Source organism: Haloferula helveola, from assembly GCF_037076345.1.
GTDB lineage: Bacteria > Verrucomicrobiota > Verrucomicrobiia > Verrucomicrobiales > Akkermansiaceae > Haloferula > Haloferula helveola.
Genome location: NZ_AP024702.1, coordinates 1,992,919 through 2,004,944 on the forward strand (window position 1 = coordinate 1,992,919; position 12,026 = coordinate 2,004,944).

A 12,026-nucleotide genomic window follows, 5' to 3' on the forward strand; every position below is an offset into this window, starting at 1 on the left:
CACGTGGAGGGCCTTCAACTCCAAGCCTCCTTCCGATTTTCCCACTGTGCCGCCGCGTCCCCCTCCCGCCCGCCTTCCCGTGGGGCGCCTCCGCCGCACGGGAAGGGTTGAAACAAATCAAGGAGCCGGAACGGTCACACGGAGTCGGGCGAACTTCGCGGCGTCCGGCGCACGGACGATCGTCAGCGTCACGGTATCAAAACCGGCCGATGGCGAGTCCTTGACCACCGTCACACCCGGATTGTTCGCTGCAGCCGCATCCGGAACGGCATAAACGTCCGGCCAGCTCGCGAGCGTGGTGCCGACCTCGATCTCCACCGTGGTCGATCCATCGATCGACGCCTGATCGCGGACGAAGCTGAAGGTCATGTCGCCGCCGGAAGTGCCGACGGTCGGCAATTTGTCGAGGTCGTTGGTCGAGATCAGGCCGCCCAGCACATACTCGACCCCGTTGGTGACACCGTCGCCGTCCTCGTCGAGGGTGGGATCCGCGTCGGTCGGCGCATTGGTGGCGGCCCAAGCGGCGTAGCCGCCTGTCCCAATGAAGGAGAGCCAAAGCTCCGTGCCGCCGTTGCGCAGCTCAAGCTCGTAGTCGGGAATCGCCGAATCCAAGCTCAGGGTGCCGCTGATGCCGCCGGTCGCAGTCATCAACTGGTAGTCCGACACGTTGTCCACGGCGCCGACGATTTTCACCGTGCCGGTGCCCAGATCGAGAGTGCTGGAGGTGCTGCTCGGTGCGCCAAGGGTGAACTCGACCGAGGCAACACTCGCCACGGTAACGGCCGAAGCCAAGCTGGCGCCGTCGAGTCCAAGGGTGCCTTCGTTGACCGAAGTGTTGCCGGTGTAGGGGTTGGTGCCGGAAATCACCCAGGTACCGGAATCCTCCTTGGTCAGGGCAACCGCGGCCGTGCCGTTGTCGCCAATCTCCGAGGCAAATGTGTTGGCGCCGGTGTTGGTGCCGCCGAGAACCAGCGTGCGGGTCTGATCGACGGTGCCGTAGGCGATGGGATCCGTGTTCGAGAAGGTCACGGTTTCCGCAGGATTGGTGGCGTTGTTGCGAATGGCGCCGGAAGCTGCATCAGTGGTACGGCCGATCTGGAGCAAACGGTTGGTCGAGGATGCGGCGGCGCCGCCGTCGATGTAGAGCAGTTCGGCATCGTCGAGTGTGATGCTCACCGCACCCGGGGTCGCTGCCAGCGCCGAGCCAATGGAGGATGGAACCCCCAGATCTGAAAAGCGCGTGCCGGCCAAGGCTCCACCCGCGATCAGGATCTTGGAGAATGCATCAGTAGCGCCGCCAGTGCCTTTGAAAACCAAGGTGCCTGTGCCTTCCTTGATGAAGGTGGTATTGGCATTGTCCGCTGCCGGAGAGAGCAGATTGCCTTCGAAGGTCACCGTGGTCGACCCGGCGACAACCGCGGTCCGATTGGTGGCACCACCGGCGCGCGTCAGGTCGCCGGTGAATGTCAGATCGCCCGTGCCGATGGCATCGCCGAAGGTGATTCCTCCTCCGGCAGCGTTGGTGGTTACGGTCTTGGTGAAAGTCAGCGGCGTTCCGTCTGCCGAAGCGAAGGTGACGTTGTTGGCGTTGAAGCTGTTGCTGATGATCTGCCCGTTGTTCCCGGCGGAGGCAGAAGAAGCCACGCGCACGGTGCCGTTTCCTAGCGCCAGAGAACCTCCGAACGTGTTCGTTCCAGCGAGCACCAAGACGCCGCCTCCATCCTTGGTCAGGCCGAAGGAGCTGGCCCCATCATCGATGTCTCCGGTGAATATCAGGCTGGAAGTGCCAACAGTCTGGCCGATCGCGCTGGTGATCGTGCGGCCTCCCGTGAGAGTCACCGGACCCGTGAATGTCAGGTTCTTCTCACTCGTCGCGGTGACGCCGGTCAGGTTGCCGGAGAGAACGACCGGATTGCCGATTGTCGTGTCGGCCGTGTTGGTCGACCGCATCGAAATGCCGCCGATCGTGAGCGTGCCGGTGCCGAAGGGCCCACTCGTCGGGCTGCCCGCCGGACCCGTGGAACTCACGGTCGGAATGAACACGCCCGAACCACCGAGCACGGTGCCCCCGGAGTAGGTGCTGGCTCCTCGGAAAATGAAATTGTCCGCGGAAGAACCGGTCGTTTCCAGTCCGCCGCCGCCTGCCACGAGACCAGCCATATCGAAGGTGCTGCCGCTGTTGTCCAGCGTCAGCGTGGTGCCACCGTCGAGCGTTACCGCACCATCAAAGATCACCGAACCGAGGCCGTTGGTCGTCCGGATGGTGTTCGTGTCGGTGCTGCCGGCAGCAACCGTGATGGCATTGGAGTAGGTGCCATCCACACTGAAGATCGAGGTCGCTGAAGCGGTCCCTCCGTTGTCGAACGCGAGTGCCCCCGAACCCAGGGCAGAGGCCGAATCGAATACCACCGTGCCGGAATTCACGGTGATCCCGCCGGAGTGGGTGCTGGTTCCGTCCAATGTCAGCGTGCCGCTCCCTGTCTTCTGCAGACCGAGAATCGCGCTGGCACCACTATTCTGGAGCGTGCCGCTGAAGACGGTCGATCGATCATCATCCCCTGCGATGAGCGTCGCCGTGGTGGAGCCCGCCGTGTTGTCGATCACTCCGCTTCCGAGCAGACCGTTGATCGTATCGGAATACCCGTTCAGATCCAGCGTTCCGCTGACCGACACGTCGCCGCTGCCGGTGCCGTTGGGAATGACGTCGGCGGCGCCGAGTTGGAGGATGCCGGAGCTGATGGTCGTGTCGCCGCCGAAGGTGTTGGCTCCCGACAAGACGACCGTGCCGTCGCCTGTCAACTCGATCCCGGGACTGCCGGAGATGGCGCCTGCGATGCTCAGGGTTCGGCCCGAGGCCACATTCAAGATCTCTCCATCCGTCAAGGCCAGGCCGCTGTTGATGCTCAGGTCGACGGTAGCGCTGCCCATGTCAATCACGGTGCCGCTCACTCCATAACCATTGAGTGTCAGGATGTTTCCTCCACCGATGGTCACATCGCCGCCGGGATCCTGAACCGCGATGGCATTCCATTCCTGGTCGGTACCGAGCACGGTGCTGTTGCTGCCGGTCACGGTGCTGTCCCACAGTCCGGTGTCGATCGGCCCGGGAGCGATTCCCCCGACCCAGCTGCTGCCGAGGTTGAGGTCGTCGGTATCGTCGTCCTTCACAAGCGGCGCCGGGGCGGTGCCCGTCAGCACGACACCTCCTGCACGGCCGGCATCTCCGCCGCTGTAGTCATACAGGATCTCTTCATAGAGTCCCCCGTCGGTATCGAAGCTGACTTCAGCCACAAAGAACTCACATCGGTTGGCGGCGCGCCCATTGCCACCGACACCAACGGAATGCACATCACCGAGAACAACGTCGGGGTGCAACCCGTCGACGTCCCTCATGACCACATTGACCGAGGGAGTGTTGTTGAAATCGCCGTAGAAGATGTAAGCCGTGCCCGATGCCAGGCCGGAGATGTCGATGGTGCCGCTGACTTGGTTGAACGAACGGTAACCCGCCACGTTCTTATCCTGCGTCGTCGCACCCTCCGCGGCTTCGTCAGCAGGAAGGTTCAGATTCGCGCCGGGATCCGTCGCGTTCCAGAACTTGAGCTGATCCTGACCGAAGGAGTCGAATTCAGTATCGGTCGTGGTGTAGGAAACCCGTCCGCCGCTCTCTTCCGAGAAGCTCAGCACATTATCGGGACTTCCACCGTAGAATGCCCATCCAAGGATCGGTCCGGTGAACGGCCGTGTGTAAGGTGGGATGGCGGCATCCAAAGCATCGAGCGCGATGTAGGAGCCGTAGCCCGCATTGTTCGAGTTCACCGAAACGTGATAGAAATCTGCCGGTGTGGTGTCGCCCCAGAGGTTGTCTCCCGCTGCGATCGTGTCGAATTCCTCGCTGGCGAGTGTTTCCTGGAAATCGAGAGCCAGGCTGCCGGAATTGGAGACAAATGGGAGCACATCGATGATGGCGGAATCCTGGATTGCCGCGGACGTGTCGAGTTCGTTGCCCGAGAGATCCTCGATGTTGGTCAGCGCGTTGACCTGCAGCTGAATGGTGCCGATGGAAGTCGGTGATACCACCACCTCATAGACACTGCCGGAAACCGGAGTCACACTGTCGACCGTGATGCCGGCGGTTCCGTTATTGGAAAAATCGCCGACGTCGACGGTGGAAGCATTCAGGTCCTCACTGAAGGTCAGGGTGTAGGTCACCGAATCGTTGTCGAAGACCTGACCGCCGGGCTTGTTGTTGGCGAAGCTGTCCAGGGTCGGAGGGATTCCTTCGACGGAGAAGTTCCAGGTGTCGGCGTCGAAAATACCTGCGAAGGTGTTCCCTGCCTCGTCTTCGATCGCACCGTCATCGATCTCGATATGGTAATCCTTGCCGCCGATCAGGACGACCGCGGGGGTGATCGTAAGCGTCGCTCCGGAGACGGAAAGCTGGCTGGCGTCCGTGACCACATCGATCGTGGTCGTCACAAGGTCCGTCTCATTGACGATGCGGATCTCACCGGTGCCGAGCTGGATGGCCTCGGTGAACTCGACGACCAAATCGCCGGTAAGCACGACGGCCGGGTCATCATCGGCCGGGCTGAGTGTGACCACTTCGGGGTCCAATGTGTCCGGGGCGGTGAGCCGGTCGTAACTTGCCTGAACCTGCCCGGCGGTGAGCACCAGATCGTTGTACAGTCGGACCAAGGCAATCTGGCCATCGAAGGACTCGGTGCTGGCCTGATTGTTTCCGCGTCCACCCGTGTTCACTCCCCCGCGCGTGCCGAAACCGGCCGGATCCCCGCCGGACCAATCCGTGTCGTCGGCTACCGATCCGACGTCGATGCCATTGATGTAAAGCGTGGTTGCCCCCGGCTGGGTGCGGGTCACCACCGCCTGAATGAATTCCGAAGTGGGAGTCGTGGCGTCGTCAATGACGTCGAGAGCGTCGGCGACAAGGTCGTAGGTGATGAGCGGGTCGTTGTTGTCCTGGCCACAAACAAGCGAGTTGTTGTCGATGAACAGCCCGAGCCCGGTGCCGCCACCATCCTCGAAAATGATCTGCCCGTTCGTCGGGCTGTCGCCTGCGAGGAGATCGTCGGGCTTGAACCAGACCTCAAGGGAGATTGCATTGTTCGACCAATCCCCGGGCGCATTCTGGAAAGACCGGGCAGTGGTCGTGTCAGAGTCGACCAGCAGGGCTCCCGCCTCATTCTCAGTGGATCCTCCCGGGAAATCGTAAGCGTGGCTGAGCAAGGTGCCCGAACCGACGATGACCTCACGCGTCACCGCCGGGGAGTCGTCGAGGAGAAGACCGAGCCCCGAAGGATTGCCGGAGGCGATGTCTTCCCAGAATTCGTCGCCATCCGTGTCGGTGCCCGCGTCGACGGAGAAGGATCCGACCATCGCATTGAAGTTGCCGACGATCTCCTTGCCGCTGAGTGCCTTCCCACCCCAGACGCGGAACACCGAGACCTCACCTTCGAACTCACCGTTGGTGATGTTGTCGACGAAGCTGTCGTTGGCGTCTCCGAAGCCGGATCCGTTCGATCCACTCCAGTCCGGGATGTCCAGGTTGTCGTTGTCGTTGGTCGCATCCGCATCCGGATTGGCCGAAAGGTTGTCGTCGATCAGCACGCCATCGACCCAGATCTGCATCACATCGATTCCTCCGGCGGCACCGTCCCTTTCGTAAACACAGGTAACTTGGTGGAATTCCGTCGTATCGATCACTGCCCGAACCGTTTGGATCTGAGCGCCGTTTCCACCATCAATGGTGAAGTTGATCGTACCCGAATTGTCCGAATCCACGCCCTTGTCATACCAGATCGCATAGCCCGTACCGGAGCCACCACTCTCCGTGATGCACTGGGCTGCCGCGTCTCCGGTATCTGCAGGTTTGATCCAAAGCTCCCAAGTCGTCGCCGTGGCGCTGCTCCCTGAGCCGTCACCGTATTGGTTGTCCCAAGTCGGATTGTCGCTGTCGGCGGTTCCCGTCCCGTCGAAGCTGTAGGCCCAGGTGATGCCGGCAAAGGCGGTCGTGACATTCACCAAGGTCACATCGGCGCCGAAATCCAGGTCCTTCGAACTGTCGGTGGTCAGGGAGTTCCAATTGGCGCTATCGACCCCACTGAGAGGATCATTGGCGTCGAAGTTCAGCGACAGGCCGGGCGCCAGCTGGGCGTGCGCAGCCGCCGAGGTCAGGCTGACGGCGGCCAAAATCGCGAGACCGGCCGCCGGGGCCTGTCCTCCGACGAAAGAGGGGGTATTCATTTTCATGGCTGTTCGGATATTGTGGGGCCAGCGATGGTTTCCGCGGCAATTGGCAGAGTTACACGTGATCTTCCTTCGGCTCCGATGAGAACCGAGCATCGCGTTCAATCGATTGCGCCAAGTAGAAATCAAGAGGAAACCGCTCGATTACTTGTCCCTTTTGGGGTCAAGTCATTGTCATGCTGGACAGAAGGTTTCCTGCACTGAAAAAGCGCGGTGTTGACCTCAAAGGAAACCCGATCATTCCTCGCAGACTTGACGAATTGCCAAGTCCGGTAGTTATCCCCACTCAAGCGCCCTCAGCTCCATGCTATCCGAAACTCTCACCGGACTCTCCGTGTACCGCCGAGTGCCCGGCACGCTGCTGAAATACGGACTCTGGCCCTACCAGTTCCTGCCGGCCATCATGAGCCTCGTCCTGACCATCGGGCTGCTGGTCGGGTTCTACTTCGCCGCCCACGGGACTACCGCCTGGCTCGACGGACTGGTGAACCTCCGGATCGAGTGGCTCGACAAGACGGTCAACGCCGGTATCTGGATCCTCACCTTCCTCGCCCTGCTCGCCGCCTTCTTTTTCGTCCACAAGCACCTCGTCCTGATCGTGCTGTCTCCCTTTCTCGGCAAGATCGCGGAAGAAACGGTGAAGGCCGTGAAGGGCGAAGCCTACGCGCAGTCCCAACTGACCTTCACCCAGTCCCTCGCGCGCAGCACTTGGGTGAACCTGCACTATTTCGTCCGCGAGCTGCTTACCAACCTGCTGTTCCTGCTTTGCGGGGTCGTCCCGGTGATCGGGTCGGTCGTGTCGGCCGTAGGCATGTTCGCCACGCAGTCGAAGTTCCTCGGCTACGGCCTGATGGATTTCCCGCTTGAGCACCGGGGCTTCGGGCGTCGCGAGAGTGACCGTTTCGTGAGGAGCCACCGCGGCGTCTCGATCGGCCTCGGCGCCGGCTACCTGCTGCTGATGCTCATCCCTTTCATCGGTTGGATGTTCGCCCCGACCTTCGGCACGGTGGCGGGCACGCTGAAGGCGCTGGACTTGCTGGACGACGAGGCAAAGACGGGCGCCCCCGGGTCCCCCGACGAGGTCGGAGCCCGTCCGCAAGGTGGTGGCTGAGATCGCCGCTACCCGGCATATTCGGCGGACGAGCGAGGCGCTCGTCCCTACCCCTTTTGCTTGCGTCACGTCCCCCGCCTGCTTGCTTCACCCATCCGCATGACCGACGAAGCCCCCAAGGCGACCAAGACGCACCAGGAGCATCCGCTCGCCAACATCCTGATCAATGTGCTCGTGCCGGTGCTGGTGCTCAGCTACCTGAGCAAGGATCCGGCGCTTCAGGAGCAGCTCGGCAAGTCGGCCAAGCCGTGGCACATCGGTCCGCTCAAGGCGCTGATCGTCGCTCTGGTCCTGCCGCTCGGCTACGGCGTCTGGCACTTCGCCAAGACCCGCAAGTTCAACTTCTTCTCCGGCCTCGGACTCTTCTCGGTGCTCCTGACCGGCGGCCTGACCCTCTATCTGTGGAACAAGGACGGCACGGTGAAGGAGAACGCCGGGCTGCTCTTCGGACTCAAGGAGGCCGCCATCCCGCTGGCACTGGGCCTCGCCGTATTTTTCTCAAAACGGACCGCCACTCCGCTGCTGAACGTCTTCCTCTACAACGACTCGCTCTTCGACATCCGCAAGATCGAACAGCGGGTCGATGACTCGGACAACCGCGACCGCTACCGCTCGCTGCTCGATCAGGCCAACGTGATCTTCGCCGGTTCGTTCTTCCTCAGCTCCGCGCTCAACCTCCTGCTCGCGCTGTGGTTCTTCCGCGGCTTCGACCGCGGCGCCGCCGACGCCCTCGAGGTTTACAACGGCATCATCGGCAAGCTCACCGGCTGGGGCTTCGCCGTGATCGGCATCCCGCTGCTGGCCATCATGTTCCTGCTGTTGAAGCGCCTGCTCAAGGGGCTCCACGAGATCACCGGGCTCAAGGAAGAGGAGTTGCTGCTTCCTCGGTGATTGGGAGAGCGGCTTTGTAAGCCGCTGCCAGGGGATCGGCGGCTTACAAAGCCGCTCCCCTCATTTCACCTTCCTGTCCCACGGATTCGCCGCCCGCGGTTCATAGAGCGGTCGCGCGTCCTTCTCCGGCATCGAGTCGATCACCTTCCGGAACTTTTCGATCGCCTTGAGGTGTTCGGGTTTCTCGCTGCCGAGCAGATTCACCTTCTCGTCCGGATCCTCCTTCAAGTCGTGGAGCCGGATGATCTCCCGCTCCGATGACACCCACACCTTGAACCGCTTGTCGCGGATCACCCGGGTGGCGAAATCCTTCACCCCTCGCACGCCTTTCTCGTCAAGCCGAGCAGGACCGTGACCCAGCGCCATGATCCACTCGCGCTCCGAATCCTTCGCCTTGCCGAGGATCACCGGCGCGATCGACACGCCATCGACCGTGAGATCCTCCGGCACCTTGCCGCCACCGAGTTCGACGAAGGTCGGCAGCAGGTCGGAGAAATCGGTCAGGGCATCGGTCTCCACACCGGAAGGAACCAACCCCGGACTGTTCACGATGAACGGCGCGCAGGTGCCCGCTTCGGACTCCTTGCCCTTCTGCCCTTTTACCTTCTTCCCGTTCCGCGTGCCGACGATCCCACTACCCGAGCCGTTGTCCGTGGTGAAAATGACGATCGTTTTCTCCCGCAAGCCGAGCTCGTCGAGCGCGCTCACCAAACGGCCCACCAGCTTGTCGGTGTAGCTCACCATCGCCTTGTGCCTAGCCGCACCGGTTTTCGCATCCGGCTCGTCGGGCGTCGGAACCAACGGCCCGTGGGTCAGGGCCATCGGAAAGTAGAGGCACATCGGTTCCTCGCGATGCGCCTTCATGAATGCGATCAGCCGGTCGGTGTAGATATCGGGGCCGAACTCACCCTTATACGTCCGGCTGCCATCCGGCGTGTTGATGTAGGCATCCTGGTAACGCTCGGCGCTCGCCTTCACACCGCTCTCGTAGCCGGTCCACATCGCCCAGTCGTCGAAGCCGTGCTTCTTCATCGCCTGCGGTTCGATCCGGAAATCATTGATCTGCCACTTGCCGGCCGCGCAGGTCGCGTAGCCGAGATCCTTCATCAGGCGCGCGAAGGTCGTGTTCTCGCGCTTCTTCCAGTCGAAGTAGCCGACTCCCCAACGCGGCACGTCCCAGTGGTTCACGTAGCCGTTCCGCCATGGATACTTGCCGGTCAGCAGCGTCGCCCGTGAAGGGGTGCACTGCGGCATCGAGTAGGCGTTGTGAAACTTCATTCCGCCCGCGGCCAGAGCGTCGATGTTCGGTGTGCGGATGTCCTCGGCGCCGTAGCAGCTGATCCATTCCTTCCCGAGATCATCGACCATGATGAAGAGGATGTTCGGCTTCTCCGCAGGCGCCTCGGCACCAAGGACGGACAGTGGCGCGAACACCAGACAGAGCAGCAGATTCAAAAACGGTGCGAATTTCATGATCGTCGTTGGTTATTTCGCGTCCTTCTTACCACTAGTGACCGCCTCGACATCCGGCTGGGCGGTCACGTTCGACATCACGTCCTCACTCCATGCCTTGAGTGCCTTCCGCATTGTCTCGACCCGCTCGGGATGCTGCTTCGCGAGGTTGTTCTTCTCGCCGATGTCCTTCGAAAGGTCGTAAAGCCCGACCTCGCCGGCCGCACCCTTGCCACCCAGCATCAGCTTCCAGTTTCCGTCGCGCATCGCCTTGTGGTTCCAGAACAGCTGACGCTCGCCGAGCGACTCGCCCCGGAGCAGGACCGGCACCAGGCTGACTCCGTCGAGCGGGCGTTCGGGATGAGCCGACGCTCCGGACAGTTCGAGCATCGTCGGCATCAGGTCGATGCTGATCGACAGCTCGTCGGTCACCTGCCCGGCCTTGATCTTCCCCGGCCAGAACGCGACCGCGGGAACCCGGTGGCCGCCTTCCCAGTTGCTGCCCTTCCTGCCACGCAGCGGGCCAGCCGAACCGCCGGCGGGTCCGTTGTCGGAGAAGAAAAACACCAGCGTGTTCTCCGCCAGCTCCAGTTCCTCGAGCTTGGAAATGATCTCTCCGATGCCTTGATCCATCGCCGTCATCATCGCCTTCAGCGCGACGTCTTTCGGCGACTCCTTCGCTCCCTTCTTCACACCGGGTCCACGGACTGCCGGATCCTCCGGCCCCTGCCAGGGCGAGTGCACGGCCTCGTGCGCCACATAGAGACAGAACGGCTTGTCCTTGTGCTCCTCGATGAACTCGACCGCATGCCGGTTGATCAGGTGGGTCGAGTAACCTTCCTCCTTCACCTGCTCGAGACCATCCCACCAGTCATAGACCCCCATCCGGTCGTAGTGGGAATGATAGTCGATGTTACCGCTGACGAATCCGCGGAAGCGGTCGAAGCCGTGGTGGGTCGGATTGTATTTCTTGTCGTATCCCAGATGCCACTTCCCCATCAGGCCGACCTGGTAGCCCTTCGCCTTGAGCGATTCCGCGAAGGTGTGCTCGCTACGCTGCAGGCCGCTATGATGGGCCGGCACCTTCGGGTCGGCATTCACCACGCCGTCGACGCCCGACCGGTACTGGTAGCGGCCGGTCACGAGCCCGGCCCGGGTCGGGCTGCAGACATTCCCGCTCGAGTGGAAATCGGTGAACCGCAGACCACGCTCCGCCATCCGGTCGAGGTGGGGCGTCTTCAGCGCCTTGCTGCCGTAGCAGCCGGCATCGCCGTAGCCCATGTCATCCGCCAGGATGATGACAAAGTTCGGCGGGCGTTCCGGGGCCGCCAAGGCGGCACCGGCAAAAATCAATCCGGCTGCGAGCGACCGGAGGCATGGGGCGGGGTTCATCAAGACCGGCATACGCCGGACATCCCGCCGATCCTTCGTCAGTCGACGAGGTTGTCGATCCGCTGCGCCATTTCCAGGTCGGCATCGGTCAATCCGCCGGCGTCGTGGGTAGTCAGCGTCAGCGTGATCTTCGTGTACTGGATCTCGACGTCAGGGTGGTGCTGGGCCTCCTCGGCGATCTCGGCGAGATCGTTCACGAAATCGATGCCTTCCATGTATTCCTCGAACTCGATCGTGCGGCGGATCGTATTCCCCTCCAGCTCCCAGTCCGGGTGCTTCTTGAGGGCGGCTTCGATTTCGGATTCGTCGAGGAGGTCGGACATGACGGGCAAGGGATTTCGCGGGCAGGTTGCGACCTCCGATTCGGCCTTGGCAAGCGAGATTCGGAGAATTGCGGGAGCCTTCCGAATCCGCGAACCCGCGGTCGTCGGAAACGTTGCGGCGGACTCTTCCAGCGGCTACTTTCGGATCATGAAATACCTTCTCCTCCCGCTGCTCGCGGCCGCGCTCGCCAGCTGCGCGCCGTCGACACCCGAAGCCCGGATCTCGGCGAACCCGTCGAGCTACTGGAAGCTTAGTGACTCGCATCAGGAACTCGTCCGTCAGGGTCGGATCGAGAACGGAATGCCGCCCGAGGCGGTCGAGCTCGCATGGGGACGCCCGAGCCGCCGCTACGACGGCCAGGACGGCAAGACGAAGACAAGCCGTTGGGACTACGCGGGATCCAAGGCAGTCTACAGCACCCGTTACTACGGAGGCTACGGCTATGGTCCCTACGGACGCTACGGGCGATACGGCCCGCGCTACGCTTACGGTCTCGGGCCCGAGGTCGACTTCGTCCCCTACCGCCGAGCCAGCGTCTGGTTCCGCAACGATCGGGTCACCAAGTGGGAGCGCTCCCGCTGAGCCCACC

At 62.3% G+C, this 12,026-nt stretch carries 7 protein-coding genes; 3 read left to right on the forward strand and 4 right to left on the reverse strand.

Going from position 1 to position 12,026, the window contains the following annotated elements; genetic code table 11:
- Nucleotides 1-117 precede the first annotated feature (117 nt).
- The gene (locus HAHE_RS07270; RefSeq protein WP_338689797.1) at nt 118-6,270 is read right to left on the reverse strand and encodes an autotransporter-associated beta strand repeat-containing protein; all 6,153 of its coding nucleotides are present in this window, start codon (nt 6,268-6,270) and stop codon (nt 118-120) included.
- 301 nt (nt 6,271-6,571) lie between these two features.
- On the opposite strand from HAHE_RS07270, the gene HAHE_RS07275 reads away from it, so the two are divergent.
- Together HAHE_RS07275 and HAHE_RS07280 are read left to right on the forward strand one after the other, a co-directional pair.
- Complete coding sequence (locus HAHE_RS07275; RefSeq protein WP_338689798.1) at nt 6,572-7,378, forward strand: EI24 domain-containing protein; 807 nt, start codon at nt 6,572-6,574, stop codon at nt 7,376-7,378.
- Between the two features lie 99 nt (nt 7,379-7,477).
- Nucleotides 7,478-8,269: a VC0807 family protein gene (locus HAHE_RS07280; protein WP_338689801.1), complete on the forward strand. Its 792-nt coding sequence runs from the start codon at nt 7,478-7,480 to the stop codon at nt 8,267-8,269.
- Between the two features lie 60 nt (nt 8,270-8,329).
- On the opposite strand, the gene HAHE_RS07285 is transcribed toward HAHE_RS07280, so the two are convergent.
- The 3 genes from HAHE_RS07285 to HAHE_RS07295 are packed head-to-tail and all read right to left on the reverse strand — an operon-like array spanning nt 8,330 to nt 11,436.
- On the reverse strand, nt 8,330-9,742 hold the full coding sequence (locus tag HAHE_RS07285) for a sulfatase-like hydrolase/transferase (protein ID WP_338689803.1): 1,413 nt from the start codon (nt 9,740-9,742) through the stop codon (nt 8,330-8,332).
- A 12-nt stretch (nt 9,743-9,754) separates the two neighbouring features.
- Complete coding sequence (locus tag HAHE_RS07290; RefSeq protein WP_338689804.1) at nt 9,755-11,113, reverse strand: sulfatase-like hydrolase/transferase; 1,359 nt, start codon at nt 11,111-11,113, stop codon at nt 9,755-9,757.
- A gap of 38 nt (nt 11,114-11,151) precedes the next feature.
- Nucleotides 11,152-11,436, reverse strand: a complete 285-nt coding sequence (locus HAHE_RS07295; protein WP_338689806.1) for a 4a-hydroxytetrahydrobiopterin dehydratase — start codon at nt 11,434-11,436, stop codon at nt 11,152-11,154.
- 148 nt (nt 11,437-11,584) lie between these two features.
- Between HAHE_RS07295 and HAHE_RS07300 the strand changes: the two genes are divergently transcribed.
- Nucleotides 11,585-12,019, forward strand: coding sequence for a hypothetical protein (locus HAHE_RS07300; RefSeq protein ID WP_338689807.1), 435 nt, complete (start codon nt 11,585-11,587; stop codon nt 12,017-12,019).
- Nucleotides 12,020-12,026 lie beyond the last annotated feature (7 nt).

Bases quoted from the DNA above. Each gene is read 5' to 3' on its own strand.
- HAHE_RS07275 (WP_338689798.1), top strand. From the start codon at position 6,572: ATGCTATCCGAAACTCTCACCGGACTCTCCGTGTACCGCCGAGTGCCC.
- HAHE_RS07295 (WP_338689806.1), bottom strand. From the start codon at position 11,436: ATGTCCGACCTCCTCGACGAATCCGAAATCGAAGCCGCCCTCAAGAAG.
- HAHE_RS07300 (WP_338689807.1), top strand. From the start codon at position 11,585: ATGAAATACCTTCTCCTCCCGCTGCTCGCGGCCGCGCTCGCCAGCTGC.
- HAHE_RS07285 (WP_338689803.1), bottom strand. From the start codon at position 9,742: ATGAAATTCGCACCGTTTTTGAATCTGCTGCTCTGTCTGGTGTTCGCG.
- HAHE_RS07290 (WP_338689804.1), bottom strand. From the start codon at position 11,113: ATGAACCCCGCCCCATGCCTCCGGTCGCTCGCAGCCGGATTGATTTTT.
- HAHE_RS07270 (WP_338689797.1), bottom strand. From the start codon at position 6,270: ATGAAAATGAATACCCCCTCTTTCGTCGGAGGACAGGCCCCGGCGGCC.
- HAHE_RS07280 (WP_338689801.1), top strand. From the start codon at position 7,478: ATGACCGACGAAGCCCCCAAGGCGACCAAGACGCACCAGGAGCATCCG.